Source organism: Thalassovita sp. (genome assembly GCF_965218685.1).
GTDB lineage: Bacteria > Pseudomonadota > Alphaproteobacteria > Rhodobacterales > Rhodobacteraceae > Thalassobius.
On the sequence record NZ_OZ244657.1, the window covers coordinates 2,225,642 to 2,244,919 of the forward strand.

At 60.7% G+C, this 19,278-nt stretch carries 19 protein-coding genes; 7 read left to right on the top strand and 12 right to left on the bottom strand.

Annotated elements, in window-relative coordinates:
- Positions 1-46 precede the first annotated feature (46 nt).
- The 8 genes from ACOQOQ_RS11035 to ACOQOQ_RS11070 form a co-directional block, all read right to left on the bottom strand.
- A complete protein-coding gene (locus ACOQOQ_RS11035) occupies positions 47-1,483 on the bottom strand; it encodes a DEAD/DEAH box helicase (protein WP_420567043.1) in 1,437 nt (478 codons plus the stop codon).
- Between the two features lie 131 nt (positions 1,484-1,614).
- Positions 1,615-2,568 (bottom strand): glycosyltransferase family 2 protein, encoded by a 954-nt coding sequence (locus ACOQOQ_RS11040; RefSeq protein ID WP_420567044.1) that lies wholly within the window; start codon positions 2,566-2,568, stop codon positions 1,615-1,617.
- Positions 2,561-4,339: a glycosyltransferase family 2 protein gene (locus ACOQOQ_RS11045; protein ID WP_420567045.1), complete on the bottom strand. Its 1,779-nt coding sequence runs from the start codon at positions 4,337-4,339 to the stop codon at positions 2,561-2,563. Before ACOQOQ_RS11045 ends, ACOQOQ_RS11040 begins: the two co-directional genes overlap by 8 nt.
- 38 nt (positions 4,340-4,377) lie before the next feature.
- Complete coding sequence (locus ACOQOQ_RS11050) at positions 4,378-5,238, bottom strand: alpha/beta hydrolase (RefSeq protein WP_420567046.1); 861 nt, start codon at positions 5,236-5,238, stop codon at positions 4,378-4,380.
- Positions 5,239-5,354: 116 nt separating this feature from the next.
- Positions 5,355-6,965, bottom strand: a complete 1,611-nt coding sequence (locus tag ACOQOQ_RS11055) for a peptide chain release factor 3 (RefSeq protein WP_420567047.1) — start codon at positions 6,963-6,965, stop codon at positions 5,355-5,357.
- 71 nt (positions 6,966-7,036) lie between these two features.
- Positions 7,037-7,876, bottom strand: a complete 840-nt coding sequence (locus ACOQOQ_RS11060; protein ID WP_420567048.1) for a 2OG-Fe(II) oxygenase — start codon at positions 7,874-7,876, stop codon at positions 7,037-7,039.
- 136 nt (positions 7,877-8,012) lie between these two features.
- Positions 8,013-8,852 carry a universal stress protein gene (locus ACOQOQ_RS11065; RefSeq protein WP_420567049.1) on the bottom strand — a complete coding sequence of 280 codons (840 nt, stop codon included), beginning with the start codon at positions 8,850-8,852 and terminating at the stop codon, positions 8,013-8,015.
- Between the two features lie 81 nt (positions 8,853-8,933).
- Entirely contained in the window at positions 8,934-9,941 is a 1,008-nt protein-coding gene (locus ACOQOQ_RS11070; protein WP_420567050.1) for a Hint domain-containing protein, read from the bottom strand.
- A 165-nt stretch (positions 9,942-10,106) separates the two neighbouring features.
- Here ACOQOQ_RS11070 and ACOQOQ_RS11075 point away from each other — a divergent pair, with 165 nt between their 5' ends.
- From ACOQOQ_RS11075 to ACOQOQ_RS11105, 7 genes are all read left to right on the top strand, one after another.
- A complete protein-coding gene (locus ACOQOQ_RS11075; protein ID WP_420567051.1) occupies positions 10,107-10,886 on the top strand; it encodes an SDR family oxidoreductase in 780 nt (259 codons plus the stop codon).
- Between the two features lie 120 nt (positions 10,887-11,006).
- Positions 11,007-12,053: a methyltransferase domain-containing protein gene (locus ACOQOQ_RS11080; protein ID WP_420567052.1), complete on the top strand. Its 1,047-nt coding sequence runs from the start codon at positions 11,007-11,009 to the stop codon at positions 12,051-12,053.
- Positions 12,054-12,136: 83 nt separating this feature from the next.
- The gene (locus ACOQOQ_RS11085) at positions 12,137-13,219 is read left to right on the top strand and encodes an ABC transporter ATP-binding protein (RefSeq protein WP_420567053.1); all 1,083 of its coding nucleotides are present in this window, start codon (positions 12,137-12,139) and stop codon (positions 13,217-13,219) included.
- Between the two features lie 127 nt (positions 13,220-13,346).
- Positions 13,347-13,562, top strand: a complete 216-nt coding sequence (gene tatA / locus ACOQOQ_RS11090) for a twin-arginine translocase TatA/TatE family subunit (RefSeq protein ID WP_420567054.1) — start codon at positions 13,347-13,349, stop codon at positions 13,560-13,562.
- A gap of 3 nt (positions 13,563-13,565) precedes the next feature.
- On the top strand, positions 13,566-14,024 hold the full coding sequence (gene tatB / locus ACOQOQ_RS11095) for a Sec-independent protein translocase protein TatB (protein ID WP_420567055.1): 459 nt from the start codon (positions 13,566-13,568) through the stop codon (positions 14,022-14,024).
- Positions 14,021-15,016 carry a twin-arginine translocase subunit TatC gene (gene tatC / locus ACOQOQ_RS11100; RefSeq protein WP_420567056.1) on the top strand — a complete coding sequence of 332 codons (996 nt, stop codon included), beginning with the start codon at positions 14,021-14,023 and terminating at the stop codon, positions 15,014-15,016. The genes tatB and tatC overlap by 4 nt, the downstream gene beginning before the upstream one ends.
- A 38-nt stretch (positions 15,017-15,054) precedes the next feature.
- A complete protein-coding gene (locus ACOQOQ_RS11105) occupies positions 15,055-15,849 on the top strand; it encodes an ATP-binding protein (protein ID WP_420569761.1) in 795 nt (264 codons plus the stop codon).
- Here ACOQOQ_RS11105 and ACOQOQ_RS11110 read toward each other — a convergent pair.
- The 4 genes from ACOQOQ_RS11110 to ACOQOQ_RS11125 form a co-directional block, all read right to left on the bottom strand.
- Positions 15,846-17,045, bottom strand: a complete 1,200-nt coding sequence (locus tag ACOQOQ_RS11110; RefSeq protein ID WP_420567057.1) for a peptidoglycan DD-metalloendopeptidase family protein — start codon at positions 17,043-17,045, stop codon at positions 15,846-15,848. The genes ACOQOQ_RS11105 and ACOQOQ_RS11110 overlap by 4 nt on opposite strands.
- 67 nt (positions 17,046-17,112) lie before the next feature.
- Positions 17,113-17,766: a protein-L-isoaspartate(D-aspartate) O-methyltransferase gene (locus tag ACOQOQ_RS11115; protein WP_420567058.1), complete on the bottom strand. Its 654-nt coding sequence runs from the start codon at positions 17,764-17,766 to the stop codon at positions 17,113-17,115.
- Entirely contained in the window at positions 17,763-18,545 is a 783-nt protein-coding gene (surE, locus tag ACOQOQ_RS11120) for a 5'/3'-nucleotidase SurE (RefSeq protein ID WP_420567059.1), read from the bottom strand. The genes ACOQOQ_RS11115 and surE overlap by 4 nt, the downstream gene beginning before the upstream one ends.
- Before the next feature lie 90 nt (positions 18,546-18,635).
- Positions 18,636-19,277 (bottom strand): SDR family NAD(P)-dependent oxidoreductase, encoded by a 642-nt coding sequence (locus tag ACOQOQ_RS11125; protein WP_420567060.1) that lies wholly within the window; start codon positions 19,275-19,277, stop codon positions 18,636-18,638.
- Between the last annotated feature and the right edge of the window lies 1 nt (position 19,278).

Sequence of the window (19,278 nt, forward strand, 5' to 3'; positions counted from 1 at the left end):
AAAAGAGCGCCCCGAAAGGGACGCTCTTTTTCGTTTGTGACTTTGCTCAGCTGGCGCGGCGCTCTTCGAAGCTGAGAGCGATAAAGCTGGGCATATGATCGCCCATGCCAACGACACGGTTGTCGCGTCCGCCACGGCCACGGCTCTGTTTCTTAGGCTGCTGCTGAGGCTGTTCCTGCTTGACGGGTTCGGGCTGCTTTTCGGGGGCGGCCTCGACCTTTTCGCTGGACTTGCGCGACCGTGCAGGTTTCGAACGAGCGGGCTTTTCGGCCTTCTCTTCGACCTTCTCTTCGACCTTCTCTTCGGGTTTCTCGGCTTTAGCGGCTTTCTTGGCTTGAACCGGGTTTTCGACGCGCGGGATTTCCATCTTAACCAGCGCTTCGATCGCGTCAAAGTTCTTTTCGTCACGCGGCGTGCAGATCATCAGCGCAGTACCTTCGCGACCGGCGCGACCAGTGCGGCCGATGCGGTGCACATAGTCCTCGGAATGCGAGGGGACATCGAAGTTGAACACGTGGCTAACGTTCGGAATATCCAAACCACGCGCCGCAACGTCCGAGGCCACCAGGAACCGCAACGTGCCATCGCGGAACCCATCCAGGGTTTTCGTCCGGTGGCTCTGGTCCAGATCTCCGTGGATCGGCGAGGCGTCATAGCCGTATTTTTTCAGGCTTTTGGCGGTGATATCCACATCGACCTTACGGTTGCAGAAGATGATGGCGTTCTTGCACTTTTCACCCTCTTGTTCGATCAGAGCGCGCAGAAGGGTGCGTTTTTCGCTGCCTTCGCGGTCACGACGCGAGGGTTTCATCATCACCACGCCCTGCGTGATGGTTTCCGAGGTGGTGGCCTGACGGGCAACCTCGATACGCTCAGGCGCGGACAGGAAGGTGTTGGTGATCCGCTCGATCTCGGGCGCCATGGTGGCGCTGAAGAACAGGGTCTGGCGGGTAAAGGGCGTCAGGCTGAAGATGCGTTCGATATCGGGAATAAAGCCCATATCCAGCATCCGGTCGGCCTCGTCCACCACCATGATCTGCACGCCGGTCAGCAGCAGTTTGCCGCGTTCGAAATGGTCCAGCAGACGGCCGGGGGTGGCGATCAGAACATCGACACCGCGGTCGATCAGCGCGTCCTGTTCCTTGAACGAGACGCCGCCGATCAGCAGCGCCTTGGTCAGTTTCATGTGCTTGGTGTAGGTGTCGAAGTTTTCCGCCACCTGGGCGGCCAGTTCGCGCGTGGGGCACAGAACCAGGCTGCGCGGCATCCGTGCGCGGGCGCGGCCTTTGGCCAGCAGGGTGATCATCGGCAAGGTGAAGCTGGCGGTCTTACCAGTACCCGTTTGCGCGATGCCCAGAACGTCCCGTCCTTCCAGCGCGGGCGGAATGGCGCCGGCCTGGATCGGAGTCGGCTTTTCATAGCCGGCATCATCAATGGCTTTAAGGACTTTCGGATCGAGTTTCAGATCAGAGAATTTTGTCATGTGTATCCGTTGTTTACGGACACGTCTTGGCCCGTAGCGTCAGGGAAGGGTGGGCCCGTTTAGCCCAAGGCAGCTGCCTGATAGTCTTCCTGTGCGCGGGGTGTAGCTGAATTGGGGGTCTGGGTCAACTTTTACGAAGTTTCCCCCTGGTCTGGGTGGGAGAAGTGCAACACGCATGCCTGTTCCAACGCCATCTGGTGGCTGGACAGCAGCCCGTGGGTGCGTAGACGCGCCAGCAGATCGGGCGAGGCGGTGCAGACCTCGTCGTAGAATTCGCGCAGGCCCTCTTCGCCCTTTTGCTCGAAAATCGACGAGAACAGCTGATGCATAGTCATACCGCCTTGTTGGGCCTTCAGCTCGGATCGGTACGAGCCACTTTGCAGCCGATAGCGGAAGGCAGCCAGGAAATCGGGCCAGGATTTGGCATGCATGTGCAGCAGCTCGGTTTCGGGCAATTCACGCTGACCGGGGTTGCTATCATCGCCGACAAAAACGTTGTGAATCTTGGCTTTCAATCCGTCCACCCCGGTCCGGTAGAACAGCTTGCCCTGCACATGAGACAGGAAGCCTCCGTTCAGGTGAGCTCCAAAATTAGGATAGATTTCAGTGGTTTGCAGTTCACGTAAGGCGCGGTCCGGCGACATGCGCTTGAAATGAGTAACGCTCGAAGGCGCGGGGTTCGCAAGCGCCTCGGAGGGGCGGACACGCGCGACCAGACAGTCACCCGGCAGGGCGCCCAGCTGCTTGTGCAGGGGCGTTTGCGGCCACAGGAATTCATCCACGTCGATATGGGTCAGCCAGTCCACCTCGACCCGGCGGGCATAGGCATGGGCAGCGTTGGCCACCTGACGGTTTTGATGCTTGGCGGGGCGTCGGCCATGGTGGCGCTTCCAGTAATGCGGGGAACAGGTGCGCACCCGCAGCTTGGGATGGGCTTGAAGGCTTTCCACGCCATCCTGATCTGGGTCATCGAGATAAAGATAGATCCGGTGCGCGCCCAGCTCTAGATGATGGGCACAAAAGTTCTGGATATCGCGAAGCGGCGCCTTGATGGTTGAAACGATTCCCCAGCGTGGTTTAGCCATCCCGGGCCTCCGGCACGTCGGGCAGGGGGCCGAAATGCTTGAGCGCCTTTGCATCCAGATCCAGACGGCGGCGCAACAGCAGGCCCTGCGCCTCAAGCTTGCGCGTCAGTTCGGGCGTGGCCTTGCACATTTCGTCGTAGAACAGGCGCAAACCCGCGTCTCCGTCTTCCTGTCTCATGAAGTTCAGAATGTCCTGTAACTGCATTCTTTCGTCTTCGTTCTTGCGATAGGAACCACGGGTCAGGCGGTACTCTAGATGGGACAGGAAACTGTCCCAATCCGGCGCATGAGCATGGCCGACAAACGCATCCTTTGGGCGGTGCAGGTTGTTGATGTCAAAGCCCCCTTGCATGGCTGTGTGAACGCCCAGACGGACGCCGTCCAGCCCGGTACGCAGCATGATCTTACCCTTGGTATGACTAAGAAACCCGAATGGCAGGACATTGCCGAAATTGGGATAGAGATCCTCGGGGGGGATGGGGCTTGCCGCAAGTTTTGGCAATAATTTGAACAGTGCCTCGGGCGTGTCAGACGCCAGCATTTCGGCCGGCAGCAGCCTGATCCCGGCTTTGTGATTGGCGGTAGAGCCAAGCAGGGCCTGCATCCCCTGCGCGTCATCTTGCGCAGGCAGCAGGTATTCGTCGACATCGATATGGGTCAGCCAGTCGGCCTTGCTGAAATGATAGGCCTTGGTTGCCACCCAGACCTGACGCTGTTGATGGCTGTCCATACGGGGCCGTTTTTGCGCCTTCCAAAAGGTTGCGTCGCATTCAGTGACATGGACCCGAGGATGCGCGCCCAGATAGGTGGCAACGCCCGGCTGAGCATCGTCCAGGTACAGTTGTACTTCGCTGGCGCCCAGCTCCAGATGATGGGCCGCAAAGCGGGCGATCTGCTGAACCGGCGCTTTAACTAGGGATACAGTGGCCCAGCTGTGCAGCGAGCCCGGGGGTTTGTGCAGATAACTGGGCACCTCGATGGCACGGCCCGCGCGGTCGGACTTCATTCGGACGCCGGCCTTTTTCATCCGCTTCAGCTTGCGCGTGCGCATCGTGCGCAGACGGCGAAAGACGGTTTTGTCATCCTCGATCAACAGGCTCAGAAGGCGTTGTGCCAAGGGGCGGATGGTGCTGTCTTGCTCGGATTGTTGCCAAAGACGGCCCAGCATATTCACGTCCAGCCCGCCCCCGGTGATCGAGAACGCGTCCATCTGCATCGGCAGGTTTCCCTCGGACCGCTGATCCAACGGGAACGGATGATCGGCAGGGTGCCCCGAATAAAGCCGTTCAGTCTCGTACAGCTTCATGGTGTTGAACAGCACCGACAGGGTCTGGCCAAGTTGGCGCTGCTCGGGTGTCAGGCCATGATCACCAAAGGTCGTCGCGGCCGAGACCAGCCAGCGCGCGTCCAGATGTTCCAGCAGGAATTCGGATTGCTCGTCCCACAGGCGGCAAAACAGGGCGGGGAAATGATCGGGCTGAGCGTCACGGCGCGAATGGGCGATCAGCAGGCCATGCAGGTGCAGCAACGCGGACCGGCCATGAAATTCGCGCGCCAGCTCACGGTATTTGCGCGCGTAAGGGCTGATCGAGCGGCCCAGCTCGGGCGCCTCCAGGTGGATCGGTTTATCCTTGAGCGGCCCCAGCGGCAGATCAAGCGGAAAGGGCGCTTCGTCTTCGCCATAAGCTATTGGCGCCATTCGCTTTCCCATCTGCTCCAGAACGCCGTCAAAGCCGTTCGGATAGGTGTTTTTTGGGGGATTTCTGCTCATGTTCAAAGCATGGCCCGACCGGGCGAAGGGGGCAAGGACTATCTGTCGGTCTGCGCCGGGCTGGTGAAAAGGCCAATCTCGGTCAGGAAGGCATCAACCTGCCCGGTAAAGCCTTTGTCCAGCCCCAGCACCGCGTTGATCGAGCGGTGTGAATAATCAACCGGCAGCGTTTGCGCCTTACCGCCCTGTTTGACGGCCTTTGCCTGGAACTTGCGCGCTTCGGGGCAGGGGGTCGCGCGGCGTGTCGAGCAGACAAGCAAAACGGGCGGCGCGCCTGCCCTCAGTTGGTGCAGTGGCGAAGCCGAGGTCCAATATTCAGGGTTCTCGCCAAAGGCATCACGATACAACCGCGACCGGGTTCTCTGCATCAGTCCCGGCACGTCCAGCGCCGCGGTATCCAGCACGACCGAGCCAAGCCACGGCCTTGCGCCCTGCATATGCGCCAGCGTCGGATTGGCGCTAAGTACGGCGACAAGATGCCCCCCGGCCGAGTGCCCCATCAGGATCATGTTGCGATCCGACCCGCCCCATTCCCCCGAGTGTTTTTGTACAAAAGACAGCGCGCGGGCGACATCCTGGGCTTGCTCCAGTGGGCCAACCTGAGGCAGCAGACGATAGTTCACGGCCACCACGATGGTGCCTTGCTGCGTCCAGTGGGCAACCTTGTTTTGCCAGACATTGGGGTTGGATTTGTCACCAAAGCGCCAGCCTCCGCCATGAACAAGAACGATGATGGGGGCATTTTGCGCGTTTTGGGGCAGGTATACGTCCAGCCGGTGCCGCGGGTCAGGGCCATACGAGACATCCGTCAAATCCGGTCTGGCCATTGCCACCGAGCCGGCCAGCACAAGGCCCAGCACAGTCATCACAATCTGGAATTGGCGTCGCAGGGCGATCATGACTTTCGCGCAGCTCCTTTGATGGCGGTGACACGCCTTGTGCGGACAAGTTATGGCAAATTTGCGGCGAAGGGCAGGGTTGAATACTCCCGCTCTTCGATACCCAGACAGAATGACTATTCGCCGTGCATTTCCTTGGTGGCGGTCAGCTTAATCTCGGGGTTGTCGCGTTCCACCCGGTCGATATCCCATTGCAGGCGGGTCAGATACACGATGTCGCCGTCGTGGTCATGGGCGATGTGCTGCTTGTTGGCTTGCACGAACTTGTCCACGTCGCCCTTGTCACCGCCAACCCAACGCGCGCTGGTAAATTGCGATTGGTCAAACCGCACGGGCAGGCCGTATTCCAGCTCGATCCTGCTGGCCAGAACCTCGAATTGCAGGGCGCCCACGACGCCGACAATAAAGCCCGAGCCGATATTGGGCTTGAAGACTTTTGCGGCACCTTCCTCGGCGAATTGCATCAACGCCTTTTCCAGGTGTTTGGCCTTCATCGGATCGCCCGGCCGCACGGTTTGCAGCAATTCGGGCGCGAACGAGGGAATGCCGGTGGCGCGGATCATCTCGCCCTCGGTCAGGGTGTCGCCGATGCGCAGCTGGCCGTGGTTGGGGATGCCGATGATGTCACCGCCCCAAGCCTCTTCGGCCAGTTCACGATCCGAGGCGAGGAATAGCACCGGGTTGGAAATTGCCATGGGTTTTTTCGTGCGCACATGGGTCAGTTTCATGCCACGTTTGAAGTGCCCCGAGGCCAGGCGGACGAACGCCACCCGGTCACGGTGCTTGGGGTCCATGTTGGCCTGAACCTTGAAAACAAAGCCGGCGACCTTCTTTTCTTCGGGTGCGATCTGGCGGGGGCTGGCCTGTTGCGGCTGCGGTTCGGGGCCGTATTTGGCAATCCCGTCCATCAGTTCCTTGACGCCGAACGAGTTGATGGCCGAGCCGAACCAGATTGGGGTCATGTGCCCCTCCAACACGGCCTGAGGGTCCAGAGCGGGCAGCAATTCGCGCGCCATCTCGACCTCTTCACGCAACTGGTCGATCAGTTCTGCCGGGACGTGCTTTTCCAGTTCGGGATCGTCCAGCCCTTCGATCTTGACGGACTCGGCCACCTTGTTCCGGTCGGCGCGGTCCATCAGTTCCAGCGTGTCATTCAGCATGTCATAGCAGCCGATGAAATCCCGCCCCACACCGATGGGCCAGCTGGCCGGGGTCACGTCGATCGCCAGGTTTTCCTGAATCTCGTCGATGATTTCGAACGTGTCGCGGGATTCGCGGTCCATCTTGTTACAGAAGGTCAGGATGGGCAGATCGCGCAGACGGCAAACCTCGAACAGTTTGCGGGTCTGGGATTCCACGCCCTTCGCGCCGTCGATCACCATCACAGCGGCATCCACTGCGGTCAGCGTGCGGTAAGTATCCTCGGAAAAATCGCTGTGACCGGGGGTGTCCACCAGATTGAAGCGGTACTTGCCAAAATCAAAGGACATCGCCGAGGCGCTGACCGAGATCCCGCGATCTTTCTCCATCTGCATGAAGTCCGAGCGCGTCCGCCGCGCCTCGCCCTTGGCACGCACCTGGCCGGCCATCTGGATCGCGCCACCGTACAGCAGGAATTTTTCCGTCAACGTCGTTTTACCGGCGTCCGGGTGCGAGATAATCGCAAAGGTACGGCGCCGCGCGATCTCGGGCGGCAATTCGGGGCGGTTTGAGGCGGTATCCAACATGTCCGCGCATATATTGGGGGATGCGGGGCTTGGCAACGGTTAGCAGCCCCGCCCCAGGTTTTTAAACGTCGTTAAAACCCGAAGCGTTGCAACCGACCGATCACCTTGCGGAAGATAAACGGCGGCAGGATTTCCTTAAGCGCCTGTTCACGCGCGACCTTGCGGTCGGCCTGATCCTTAGTGCCAGGGCGAGGTTTGAACAGGGTCGTGTGTTCAATCCGCGTGTCGTCCCATGTGGCAGTATAGTAATACAGCGCGATCGAAATCCGCGGATCGCCATCGGGATGGTTCACGGGTTCAGGATTGCCGTGGAACGTGTCCGACCCGGTCGAGAAACAGACCATGCGGTTATAGGTCGGCTCAAAGCTGCCCATCTGGTGGGTCATGTCATTGTCCCAGATCTCGAAATTGCCGCCCCATTCTTTCTGCCAGTTCTTGTTCAGGTAGATCAGCACGTTCAGGCGGCGTTCCAGCTTCATTGCCTTGTGGACATTGAAATCTGCGTGGATGTCCAGATGGCCACCGTTAAGGGTCTTATGAATGCCCGCACCCACGAAATAGGGGTCGGGAATCAGGCCTTTGATGCCGGTCATTTCCTCGAGGAAAAAGATGAAGTGGCGCGAGTTGAAGCTGTGGAACAGGTGCCGCGTGAAATCAGGCAGCCGGTCAGGATTATACGAGCTTTTAAGGTTTTCCTGCGCTCGCGAATAGCTGTCGACCGCGTCGGGCAGCAGCTTCATATCCTCGATCACCTGGTCGATGACCTCTTCGGGCAGGAAATCGTCGATGCAGATGTGGTGATAGGGCTCGCCTGACTGATATTTCTCAGCATAGGACTTGCCGATCTCGCGCGCCTTGTCAGCGGCCAGCAACAGCGTGTTTGGGTCAAGTGGGTAATGTGCGTTGGCCATGGAACATCCCAATGTACAAAAGAAATCTATGTCGGCCAGAGTAACCTCATGTGCCGCGTTCACCAAAGGTAAACAGGATCTTTGCGTGACGGATAAGGCCGAAACGGCGCGATTTTATGACGATGTCGCTTAACTTTCACCCTTTGCGGGCGATCAGTACATCACAGGGCGGGTCGCGCAGCAGATCGTTGGCCAAGCTGCCCAGCAAGGCGCGATAATCTCCGGCGCGGCCATGGGCGCCCGCGGTGATCAGCTGCGCCTGGCCCTGTTCGGCAAAGGATTTCAACGTGCTGTAAGGAGAGCCCTCGACGAATTGCGTATGGTGCAGCGATACCGGCAGAGCAGTGCCCGCGCGCCAGGCGGCATCGGCGTCCTGGGCCTCGGCCAGGAACGAGGCAGCCAGCGCGTCGCCGGTCTCGGGGCCCGCTCCGGCCAGGCGCCCGCGATAGGGCACATGCAGCGCGTTCACCGGGGTGATCTGCGCCGTGGGGGCCAGCGAATGGCCAAGGTTCAGCGCTGCAGCCGAGGACGGCGAGAAATCCGTTGCCGCCATGATGGTCTGATAGGGGTGATCAACCGTATCGGCGACGACCAGCACAGGGTAGTCAGTCAGCCGAACCACACGCTGCACGGTGGTTTCGCGCAGGCTGTCCAGCACAGGGCGAGTGCGGTGCATTCCCATCACCACAAGCGAGGGGTCCTGATCCTGGATCATCTCAAGGATCGTTTCGGTCGGATGACCAATGCAAGGTAGCAGGTCATAGGCCAAATCCGGGGCCACGGTCTGCATGAATCGGTCCAGATGCTCGGTTGTTTTGGGCTGTAAATGGCGCAGCATTTCGTCCGGCAGGTGGTCGTCCAGCACGTGCAGCACGGTCAGGCGGGCCTGATGCCCCTTGGCCAGTCGGACCGCTCGACGCACGGCCCGATCCGCGCGGGGGGAAAGGTCGGTGGCGACAAGGATATGTTTGCTCATGGCGGGCCTCGGGGCTGTGGGTGGATGCAAGCAGGTTAGCCCAATTTGTGCCCCTGAACCATGAGCCACATCAAGGCAGTTCTAGCCGGTGCTGGCGCGGCGCAACAGGTCGGCCAACTCTGCGCCGGAATGGCCGGGGTCTGCCAGCTCCAGATCGTCGTGATCCGAGCTGTGATGCAGGGTTTGCGCCATCAGCGTGGCGGCCATGTCTGCGGGCAGGGCGGGTTCCGTGCGCTCGTCCAGCAGCAGGGTTTCGGCAGCGATACCCTCGGCATAGATGATCTGGTGGGTGTCGAACAAAAGCTGATAATAGTCCACGAACCCGCCATCCATCCACGTGATCGAGTGGCCGTTCACCATGTGCCGCGCCCGCACCATGACCTCGGACCGACCAAGGCCCAGCTCGTCGCTGCGCTGATAGATGAACAGGCGGTGATCGGGGCTGACCACCAGATCGGCCGAGTTGTGCAGCGTGCCCGCGGCAATCTTGATCGGGGCAAAGGCCCCCATGGCGCGCTGGGTCGAATGGCCGATCCAGCGAAGTTCCTGCGGGCCATCATCGCGGGTCAGGATCTTGTCGCCGGCGCAGAGGTCTTGCACTTTGCGCTGCTCGCCGGTGGACAGGGTGATATGGGTTCCAGCGGTGAACGAAACACAGGCGACCTGAGCCAGCCTTGAGCGCGCGCCGTCTTTGTCGATCCCGACCAGGCGGTATTCGGTTTTAGGGCCGAGTGGGGACAGGGGCAGCACGTAAAGCTCGGCGATCATGCTTTCGGCATCCAGCTCGACCAGCACCAGCATTTCGTGGGTCTGGCCATCGGGTGACATCCAGGTCAGCCCGCTGTCCAGATGCACCGTCGCGCCAGCAGCGCCAACCTTGCTGGTGCGGGCGATGGTGAAGCTGCCCAAGGGATCAGGGCGCAGAACCAGCGGCTGCGGATCGGGGGCGCGGGTCAGCACATAGGTGTCATCCAGCATCAACTCATCCGCAAAAGACAGCGTATCGCCCTGGTTTGCACCGCTGTCGGCGCGCAGGACATCGGCGCGCAGGACGGGCAGGGAAAGGGGCGATCGGTTGGCGTTGGGCATTTGTGGTCCTGTATTTGGGGAAAGACCTGTCTTTCCGGCCCCAAGCGGTAAGGTATGAATGTGGCGGCATATGGTCAACGCAACGGAGATTTTCAGGCCTTCAGAGATTGCCCTTGCCCCCGGCTGGACTTAGACCTTGGGTAAAGAACAATACGGAGAGTGATCATGGATCTGGGGATCAAAGGGAAGAAGGCGCTGGTTTGCGCATCCAGCAAAGGCTTGGGCCGGGGCTGCGCCGAAGCTTTGGCAGCCGAGGGTGTGGATCTGGTGCTGAACGCGCGCACTGCAGAAACACTGGAGGCTACCGCCGCCGAGATCCGCGCCAAATACGGCGTCACCGTCACCACCGTCGCTGCTGATATCGCCAGCGCCGAAGGGCAGGCGGCAGTGATCGAGACCGCCAAGAATGTGGATATTCTGGTCAACAATGCGGGTGGCCCGCCCGCTGGCAAATGGACCGATTGGGACCGCGAGGATTTCATCGCCGCACTGGACGCCAACATGCTGGCCCCGATTGCGTTGATGAAGGCGCTATTGCCTCAGATGATGGACAAGGGCTGGGGGCGGGTGGTCAACATCACCTCGCGCTCGGTCAAGGCGCCGATCGCTGCGCTGGGGCTGTCGAACTCGGCCCGTGCAGGGCTGACTGGCTATGTCGCAGGCACTGCACGCCAGGTGGCACCCAAAGGCGTGACCATCAACAACCTGCTGCCCGGCAATCATGACACCGACCGCATCCGCGGCATGGACAAGAAAATGTCGGCCGCGCAAGGCGTTCCGGTCGAGGAATACACCGCCGCGCGGGTCGCTCAGAACCCAACAGGCCGCGACGGCACAGCCGAAGAGTTTGGTGCTGCCTGCGCGTTCCTGTGTTCGCAACACGCGGGCTATATCGTTGGACAGAACATCCTGCTGGATGGCGGGATGCTGAACGCCACGCTGTAATCGTTGAAACAGACGAAACCGTGCGCCAGTCACGGTTTCGTCAAAACGCACGGGGGGGATTGAGCGTCGGAGCGGACCTCGTTACCTCTTGGCCCAAGCTGACAACCGACGGGGAAAATGATGAAACACGAGAACGTTCAGGATTATTACGGCAAGGTCCTGCAGGGCAGTGACGATTTGCAAACCAATGCCTGCTGCACCCCGGACGCGATGCCTGATTTCGTCAAATCCGCCCTGTCGAACATCCATGACGAGGTTCTGACCCGCTATTATGGCTGTGGGCTGGTGATGCCTCATGCGCTGGAAGGCGCGCGCGTGCTGGATCTGGGCTGCGGCGCGGGGCGCGACGTTTATGCGCTTGCGCAGCTGGTTGGCGCATCGGGCCGCGTCGTCGGTGTGGACATGACCCCTGAACAGCTGGACGTCGCTCGCACCCATCAGCCTTGGCACGCGGAGAAGTTCGGTTATGACAACGTGGAATTCCACGAAGGTTATATTGAAAAGCTGGACCAGCTGGATCTGGAGCCCGGCAGCTTTGACGTGATCGTGTCCAACTGTGTGATCAATCTGGCCACCGATAAAGAGGCGGTTTTGCGCGGCGCCTATCACCTGCTGAAACCGGGCGGCGAGATCTACTTCTCGGACGTTTACGCTGATCGCCGCGTCCCCGAGGCGATGGCGCAGGACGAGGTGCTGTATGGCGAATGCCTGTCCGGTGCGCTGTACTGGAACGACTTTCTGACTTTTGCCAAACGCGCTGGTTTTGGCGATCCTCGCCTTGTCACGCAACGCCCGCTGACCATTGAAAACCCCGAGTTGGAAAAACGCGTGGCCCCGCTGAAATTCAACTCGGCCACCTATCGTTTGTTCAAACTGGACGGACTGGAAACGGCCTGCGAGGATTACGGTCAGGCGGTCATCTACAAGGGCACGATTGACCACGCCCCCCATGCGTTCGAGCTGGACGACCACCACATCATTGAAACTGGCAAAGTATTCCCCGTCTGCGGCAACACCTGGAAAATGCTGGCAGACACGCGCTTTGCCCCGTATTTCGACTTTATCGGGGATTTTTCGACCCATTACGGAATTTTCGACGGCTGCGGCGGCGAAAGCCCCTTTGAACGCGAAAGCGGTGGTGACGGCGGCGCGGCCTCGTGTTGCTAGGTCTTGCGGGCGGGCGCGGCTCTTGTTAATTGCCTAGATAAGCCCGATAAAATCCATCGGAAAACCGCAAGAGGCCCGGCGACGTGCAATCCGCCCCAAGATTGGAAATCCGCAACCTCGCCCGCAGCTTTGGCGGCGCGCGTGTGGTTGACGATGTCTCGTTGAGTGTGATGCCGGGGCAGGTGACCTGCCTGCTTGGTCCCTCGGGCTGCGGAAAATCAACCACCCTGCGAATGATCGCGGGCGTCGAGATGCAGGATTCGGGCGAGATTTATGTCGATGGCGAGCTGATCTGCGACACGGTGTTCCGAATCCCGCCCGAACGGCGCCAGATTGGCCTGATGTTCCAGGATTTCGCGTTGTTCCCGCACCTGAGCGTGGGTGACAACGTGGCCTTTGGGTTGAAAGGCTCTAAAAGCGAAAAACGTAGCCGTGTCGAAGAGCTTTTGGACAAGGTTGGGCTGAAACGCTTTATCGACAGCTTCCCCTATCTTCTGTCAGGGGGCGAGCAGCAGCGGGTTGCCCTGGCCCGCGCATTGGCGCCGCGCCCCAAGATCATGCTGATGGACGAGCCTTTTTCGGGTCTGGACAACCGTCTGCGCGACGATATCCGCGATCAGACACTTGAGATCCTGAAAGAGGAAGACGCCGCCGTTCTGCTGGTGACCCACGAGCCAGAAGAGGCGCTGCGCATGGGCGACGAGATCGCCCTGATGCGCAAGGGCAAGATCGTGCAGCGCGGCGCGCCCTATAATATTTACAACGCGCCAGTGGATAAGCAGGCCGTTTCTTTTTTCAGTGATATCAATGTGATATCTGGAACAGTTGAAGGCGCTTTGACCGACACGCCCTTTGGCCAATTCCTTGCGCCCGGCGTCCCGGACGGGGGCAAGGTGGACATCGTTATCCGCCCGCAGCACCTGAAAATCGACTTTGACCGCGATGGCAAAGGGCCGCTGCCGACCCCTCAGGACGGCGTTGCCGCGCGGGGCGAGGTGATGCGCGCGCGCTTTATGGGATCCGAAAGCCTGGTGGAAATCCGCATGGATTATGACGGCACGATCCTCAAGGCCACGGTGCCCAATGTTTTCCTACCCAAGGTTGGCCATCCGCTGTGGCTGATGTTCCGCCGCGACCGCTGCTTTGTTTTTCCATCGGCGGGCTAACGCCATTTATGCAGAAAAATGAAGCTGTGAACGCTTTGGTTCTTCCAACCGAGGCGGATCAACATTAGATACATATCGTGCATTTCGCAGGGCTTGCAAAAGACGGGCCCATAGAGGGAGAAAAAACATGCTCAACAATATCGGCCTGCCCGGCCTTCTTCTGATCGCCGTTGTCGTGCTGGTGCTGTTCGGTCGCGGTAAAATCAGCTCGCTGATGGGCGAAGTCGGCAAGGGCATCACATCGTTCAAGAAGGGTGTGAACGAAGGTACCAAGGAACTGGAAGACCAGGCCGTCGAAACCGCCAAGGACGTGACGCCCGAATCCGACAAGGACAAGGTCTAATACATGTTCGATCTTGGCTGGACCGAGCTTCTGGTTATCGGGATCGTTGCGCTGATCGTGGTCGGTCCCAAGGACCTGCCGGGTCTGTTCCGCACGGTCGGCCGCTTTGTCGGCAAGGCCAAGGGAATGGCGCGCGAGTTTTCGCGGGCCATGGAAGATGCGGCTGATGATGCGGGGGTCAAGGACATCTCGACCTCGATCAAGGCTGCGGCCAATCCCGCTCAGTTCGGTTTGGACAAGGTCAAAGAGGCCACCAAAGACGTCACTGACGGGTTGACCCAGTGGGACCCCACCAAGGACGAAAGCCTGGACGAAGACCGCGCTGCAGTCGCCAAGAAGATCCACGAAGCGACCGCCAAGCGTGAAGCAGATCGTCAGGCCGCTGAAGCCGAGGCCGCGCAGGCTGCCCAAGCCGCCGAGGCCCAGCCCGCCTCGGATGAGGTGCCAAAGGATAAGGCATGACCGACACGAATGAGATCGAAGACAGCTCGGCCCCACTGATCGAGCATTTGGCCGAGTTGCGTACGCGTTTGATCCGCTCGGTCATCGCTTTTGTTATCGGGATGGTGATCTGTTTCGCGTTCGGGCGGCACATCCTGGACTTTCTGCTGGTCCCGATCGAGGACACGATGCGAGCCTTGGGAAATCCCAACCCGGTGATGCAGTACACGGCGCCGCAGGAATATTTCTTTACGCTGATCCGCATCTCGATGGTGGGGGGGCTGGCGCTGTCCTTCCCAGTGATCGCCAACCAGTTGTGGCGCTTTGTGGCGCCCGGTCTGTATAAGAACGAAAAGAACGCCTTTCTGCCCTTCCTGATCGCCTCGCCGGTGCTGTTCCTGATGGGCGGCGCCTTTGCGCATTACGTAGTGATCCCGCTGGCCATGGCGTTTTTCCTGGGATTTGCGGACTTTCCGTCGTTTGTCTCTGCCATGCTGGTGGGTCAGGACGTGGACGCCTCGTTGACGACGGCCAAGGAAGGCATCGACATTGTTTTCAACGGCAAGGTCAACGAAAGCCTTGATATCACGCTGAAAATGATCGTGGCCTTTGGGCTGTGTTTCCAGCTGCCCGTTCTGCTGACCCTGATGGGCAAGGCCGGTCTTGCCTCGGCCAAGGGGCTGCGGAACACCCGCAAATACGCCGTTGTCGGCATCCTGACTGTGGCCGCTTTGGTCACGCCGCCGGATGTTACCACTCAGTTGATCCTGTTCGTCGTGGTCTATGGGCTGTACGAGATTTCGATCTTCCTGGTGGCCCGTGTCGAAACCAAGCGCGAGGCACGCCTGCGCGCCGAAGGGTACTATGACGACGAGGACGAAGACGCGGACGACACGCCCGAGACCGATCCCGCTGAAGAATTCGACGACCCGTTGATGAAAGAATTCGACGAGGATGACAACGACGAAGAGGACGACCCCGGCATGGTCGACAACAGCGGAAACAAGTCGTGAAGAAAACCGTGAAACGTATTGCAGAGGCGCTGGAGCGGATGGCTCCGGCGCCTTTGGACGCTCCGGACTTTGACGCGGCGGATGCCTTTGTTTGGCATGTGGATCCCGACCGGCTGACGCCTGTGCCGCAGGTCAATCGCGTGGATCTGTCGCTTTTGATCGGCGTCAACCGCTCGCGCGATACTTTGCTGGCCAACACGACGCAATTTGCCCAAGGCCTGCCCGCCAACAACGCCCTATTGTGGGGCGCGCGTGGGATGGGGAAATCGTCGCTGGTCAAGGCCATCCACGCCGAGGTTCTGGCACGGGGCAACAGCCTGAAGATCGTGGAGCTGCAGCGCGAAGACCTGCCCTCGGTTGCGCGATTGCTGAACCTTTTGCGCGCAAGCAAACATCGGTTCGTTCTGTTTTGCGATGACCTGTCCTTCAGCCATGATGACCAGCACTACAAATCGCTGAAGGCCGTGCTGGATGGCGGGATTGAAGGGCGCCCGGACAACGTGGTGTTCTATGCCACCTCGAACCGGCGCCACCTGATGCCGCGCGACATGATCGAAAACGAGCGTTCAAGCGCGATTAACCCGTCCGAGGCTGTCGAAGAAAAGGTGTCTTTGTCGGATCGGTTCGGGCTGTGGCTGGGCTTCCATCCCTGCACGCAAGACGAATATCTGGATATGATCCGCGGCTATTGCGCGGCCTATGGCGTTCAGATTGCCGATGACGATATGCGCGCCGAAGCGATCGAATGGCAGGCCACACGCGGGTCCCGTTCGGGGCGCGTGGCCTGGCAGTATTTTACCGATCTGGCCGGCCGCAAGGGCGTGAAAATCTAGGGCAGATAGCCCGTGGGATCGACCGCATCAAAGCCTTTGCGCACTTCGAAATGCACATAGTTTGACTTGCCCGAGGCGATCTTGCCAATGCTTTGGCCGCGCTTCACGCTGTCGCCTTTCTTGACCGAAATCGCATCCACGTTCGCATAGACCGTCAGCAGGTTATCCTGATGCTTGATCAGGATGATCTTGACCTGATCGGCGTCCGTGGTGATGGCGGCAACGCTGCCGCTGGCCGCCGCGCGTACGGGCGTGCCCGGGGTGGCCGAGATGTCGATCCCGTCGTTCTTACCCTTTTTGTAGCCGCGAATAATGCTGCCGTTCACAGGCATGTCCATGGCGGACTTGGCGGCGGTTTGGGTCTTGCCCAGATCCGGTGCCCCGGTCGAGGCTGCGGCTTTGGCGGCTGGGGCTGTCTTTTCGGCCGGCAGCGGCTTTGACGCACTGGGCGGTGTCGGCGTAACGCTACCCTGTCCAGGGGCGCTGCTGGCTGCAGGCGCGCTGCGCTTGGGGGCTGGAGAGTCAGGCACGGGGATCAGCAGGTACTGCCCCTCGCGGATCTTGAAATCAGCGCCCAGCCCGTTCCATTCGGCCAGCGCCCGGACAGACACGCCATAGCTGCGCGAGATGGTATAGGCGGTTTCGCCGCGAACCACCTTGTGCCGAACAGGCTCGATCCCCACAGGGGCGTCGCTGGCTTTCTTGGCTGCGGGCAGTTCGGTTGTTTCAACCTTCGAGGCCGAGGCGCGGTCGATCGCAGCGCCCGCGATCCCGGCGATATCCACGTCCGAGGGCGGCTGAATGGGGCCGGTGCCCTCAGCCCCGGTCGCGGGCGAGGGTTCGCTGACCCGGCGGGGCAGGGCCAGAACCTCGTCGCGGCGCAGCACGTCAGTGGTTTTCAGGCCGTTATAGGTGGCCAGCTCGTTAGCATCCATGCCGATGCGGTTGGCCACGTCGGCTACGGTGTCACCGCCACGCGCGACGACCACCTGGTAGCCGGGGTACGAAATTATGCCACGGTTGTCCGGCTTGGGCCGTTCAGCGACGACACCGCGCGCGGCGTCCGTGGTGCTGAAGGCGTTTCCGAAATGGCCACGCAGGTCAAGATCAAGCGGTTGGTCACAGGCCGCCAGCAGGGCAAGAACAGAGCCTGCCATGATCACGCGGGCCGAGGTAAAACGGCGGGGTTGGGTCATACTCGAGATCCTCTAAACGCCCCTTGTTAGCCGGGGCTTTCGCTCATACATCCGGCGCCGCTGCGGCTTATTCGTCCCGCGCCAGCCCTTCGACCAGCGGAACGAAACGCACAGGGCGCAACTCGTCATACTCAAATCCACCTTCGTGGCGCCGTACGCGGATCAGGCTTTGCACCGCATCCGACTGGCCCACAGGCAACACCATGATACCCCCGATTTTCAGCTGCGCCAAGAGAGGGCCGGGCGGGTCCTCGGCTGCGGCTGTCACAAGAATGCGATCAAAGGGCGCCTGGTCGGGCAATCCAAAGCTGCCATCGGCGGTAAATGCGGTGATATTGACGATGCCTAACTGGTCAAACGCGGCGCGCGCCTCGCGTACCAGGCGGCGGTGACGATCCACGGTATAGACGCGCCGCGCCAGGTGGCTGAGGATCGCAGCCTGATAGCCCGAGCCGGTGCCGACCTCCAGCACCTTGTCGCGTGGGCTGACCTCAAGCGCCTGGGTCATCAGCCCGACAACCGAAGGCTGGCTGATTGTTTGCCCGCAAGGGATGGGCAGGGGCATATCCTCGTAGGCGCGTTCGGCAAACAGGCCGCGCACAAACAGGCCGCGGTCGACCTTTTCCATCGCGGACAGCACGCGCGAATCCGTCACCCCGCGCGAACGCAGGGCGAATAGGAATTGCATCTTGCGTGTGGCGTCCGCGTCGTCGTCGGTCATTCCAGCCCCTTCAGCTTCTCCAGCAAGGCATGGTCGGTCAGATCCGCGCGCATAGGCGTGACCGAGACATAGCCTTCCAGGTTCATGGCCGCGTCCGTTCCCGGTGCGGTGGGGCGGTGCTGTTCACCGCCGCGGACCCACAGGAACTGACGTCCTGACGGCGACAGGTGCGGCTCGCAGCTGAACCGCGTGTGTTCGCGGAAACCCTGGGCGGTGATCCTCATCCCCTGCACCAGGTCGGCGGGCACAGGCGGAAAGTTGATGTTGTAGAACAGCCGGTAGCCACCGTTTTCTTCAGGCCAGGCATCCAGCAGCTTGCGCAGGATGGCAGGGGCATGGACGCGGGCGGCCTCGAACGGGTCATCGGCGTGGAAATTGTTCGGCCCCAGGTATTGCGACATCGCGATCGAGGGCACGCGCTGCAGGGCGCCCTCCATCGCGCCGCCCAGCGTACCGGAATAAAGCGCGTTTTCGGCCGAGTTATTGCCCCGGTTCACCCCGGACAGGATCAGATCGGGGCGTGCGTCCTTCATCACGTGGTGCAGCCCGGCCAGCACGCAATCTGCGGGGCTGCCTTCAGCGGCAAAGCGGCGCTCGTCCATTTTCGAGACCATCATCGGGTGGGTATAGCTGATGCAATGCCCTACGCCGGACTGCTCAAAGGCCGGAGCCACGGTCCAGACCTCGCCATCGGGGCCGGCCAGATCGGTTGCGATCTCGTGCAGGGCCATAAGGCCGGGTGCGTTGATCCCGTCGTCGTTGGTAATCAGAATTCGCATGGTTTTGCCCGCCCTTACCCTCGTTACCCTTTACTAGCCCCAGCCACCAAGGGGGGCAAGCGTGAAGGGTTGTCAGGTGCGCGCGCAGCCTTAAGCGATGCTGGCCAGCAGGCGTTTGGCCTCATCCATGGGCGCAGCCAGTGGGGCGCGGTCCTCTCCGGGGAAAAAACGTGCACGGGTTGCCGTGGCCATGGGCGCAGGTTCCAGAACGTGGACATGCGGGCCGGTCTTGACCGTCTCGGCCGACCAGCTGCGCGCCAGCGCGATCTGCGCGGCCTTGGTCGAGCCATAGGCGCCAAAGAACTTGGCCCCGCCGCGCGGGTCGTCAAAGAACAGGGCGGTGCCTGTTTCGCCCAGAAGCGGCGCAATATAGGGGATCAGCTGACCGGTGGCGGTGACGTTGCAGGCCACCGACTTGTCCCAGTCTTTCTGGTCGATGAAATTGGCGGGCGACAGGGGCGCGCAGTGGATCGCCGTATGGGCCCAGACATCGACGCTGCCCCAGCGGTCATAGACCGAGCGGCACAGCTGCGCCATCGCATCCACGTTAGTGATGTCCATGGGCGCCAGTGTGGCTTGGCCGCCCTTGGCCTGGATACGGTCATCCAGTTCCTCCAGCGCGCCGGTGGTGCGGCCCACGGCCACGATATGATGCGTTTCGCAGAGCGTTTCAGCCAGCGCGGCACCCAGGCCGCGGGTCGCTCCGGTAATGAGGGCGATTTTCTGTGTCATG

Bases quoted from the DNA above. Each gene is read 5' to 3' on its own strand.
- ACOQOQ_RS11035 (WP_420567043.1), bottom strand. From the start codon at position 1,483: ATGACAAAATTCTCTGATCTGAAACTCGATCCGAAAGTCCTTAAAGCC.
- ACOQOQ_RS11040 (WP_420567044.1), bottom strand. From the start codon at position 2,568: ATGGCTAAACCACGCTGGGGAATCGTTTCAACCATCAAGGCGCCGCTT.
- ACOQOQ_RS11045 (WP_420567045.1), bottom strand. From the start codon at position 4,339: ATGAGCAGAAATCCCCCAAAAAACACCTATCCGAACGGCTTTGACGGC.
- ACOQOQ_RS11050 (WP_420567046.1), bottom strand. From the start codon at position 5,238: ATGATCGCCCTGCGACGCCAATTCCAGATTGTGATGACTGTGCTGGGC.
- ACOQOQ_RS11055 (WP_420567047.1), bottom strand. From the start codon at position 6,965: ATGTTGGATACCGCCTCAAACCGCCCCGAATTGCCGCCCGAGATCGCG.
- ACOQOQ_RS11060 (WP_420567048.1), bottom strand. From the start codon at position 7,876: ATGGCCAACGCACATTACCCACTTGACCCAAACACGCTGTTGCTGGCC.
- ACOQOQ_RS11065 (WP_420567049.1), bottom strand. From the start codon at position 8,852: ATGAGCAAACATATCCTTGTCGCCACCGACCTTTCCCCCCGCGCGGAT.
- ACOQOQ_RS11070 (WP_420567050.1), bottom strand. From the start codon at position 9,941: ATGCCCAACGCCAACCGATCGCCCCTTTCCCTGCCCGTCCTGCGCGCC.
- ACOQOQ_RS11075 (WP_420567051.1), top strand. From the start codon at position 10,107: ATGGATCTGGGGATCAAAGGGAAGAAGGCGCTGGTTTGCGCATCCAGC.
- ACOQOQ_RS11080 (WP_420567052.1), top strand. From the start codon at position 11,007: ATGAAACACGAGAACGTTCAGGATTATTACGGCAAGGTCCTGCAGGGC.
- tatA (WP_420567054.1), top strand. From the start codon at position 13,347: ATGCTCAACAATATCGGCCTGCCCGGCCTTCTTCTGATCGCCGTTGTC.
- tatB (WP_420567055.1), top strand. From the start codon at position 13,566: ATGTTCGATCTTGGCTGGACCGAGCTTCTGGTTATCGGGATCGTTGCG.
- tatC (WP_420567056.1), top strand. From the start codon at position 14,021: ATGACCGACACGAATGAGATCGAAGACAGCTCGGCCCCACTGATCGAG.
- ACOQOQ_RS11105 (WP_420569761.1), top strand. From the start codon at position 15,055: ATGGCTCCGGCGCCTTTGGACGCTCCGGACTTTGACGCGGCGGATGCC.
- ACOQOQ_RS11110 (WP_420567057.1), bottom strand. From the start codon at position 17,045: ATGACCCAACCCCGCCGTTTTACCTCGGCCCGCGTGATCATGGCAGGC.
- ACOQOQ_RS11115 (WP_420567058.1), bottom strand. From the start codon at position 17,766: ATGACCGACGACGACGCGGACGCCACACGCAAGATGCAATTCCTATTC.
- surE (WP_420567059.1), bottom strand. From the start codon at position 18,545: ATGCGAATTCTGATTACCAACGACGACGGGATCAACGCACCCGGCCTT.
- ACOQOQ_RS11125 (WP_420567060.1), bottom strand. From the start codon at position 19,277: ATGACACAGAAAATCGCCCTCATTACCGGAGCGACCCGCGGCCTGGGT.